The sequence below is a fragment of the Moraxella sp. genome (genome assembly GCF_024227015.1).
Classification (GTDB): Bacteria; Pseudomonadota; Gammaproteobacteria; order Pseudomonadales; family Moraxellaceae; genus Moraxella.
In genome coordinates, this window is record NZ_JAAELD010000100.1 from 1 (window position 1) to 669 (window position 669).

Annotated in this window: 1 protein-coding gene; it reads right to left on the bottom strand. The window is 45.0% G+C overall.

What is annotated here, in order from left to right; genetic code table 11:
* Positions 1-669: hydantoinase B/oxoprolinase family protein (locus GY683_RS02230; protein WP_297287201.1), on the bottom strand; the 669-nt coding region annotated here is incomplete at both ends.

The following is a 669-nucleotide window of genomic DNA, read 5'->3' on the forward strand; positions in this document are numbered from 1 at the left end:
CTGACCATCATCATCCAGCATGTCTTTGAATGAGTACTCGCCATCTTTAATATCAGCAAGACTTTTTTTAGCTAATGTTGCGGCATAACTATTTAATAACTCAAGGCTGCTCAGGTAATCTTCAAAACCCATTTTTTCAATCAAGGCTGTCAGCCGTCTTAATCCACGGCGGTTGGCTGCGATTTGCGCGATGAAATCACCCGATGATTCCTGCTTATTTCGCATATTTTTCATCAAACTGGCGAAATACAACTCATCAAGCTGGTCATTTTTAACTAAAAGTGTGGGCTCAATAATCAACCCTTCTTCAGACAAATCAGAGGATAACGGCATAGATCCCGGTGTTTCGGAGCCAATGTCTGCATGATGCGCACGGTTAGCGATAAATCCAGTCAACATTCCATCTATAAATAATGGAGCGATAAGCGTTACATCGGGCAGATGCGTCCCTCCCCTGTAGGGATCATTGAGCACTACCATGTCACCAGCAGACCAGTTAATCACTGACACCACATCTTTCATTGCAAATGCCATACTGCCCAGATGCACCGGAATATGCGCCGCTTGCGCGCACAATTCACCATTGGCATCAAAAATAGCGCAAGAATAGTCCAGGCGGTCACGAATATTGGGCGAAAACGCTGATTTTTGCAGCGTGGCACCCATTTC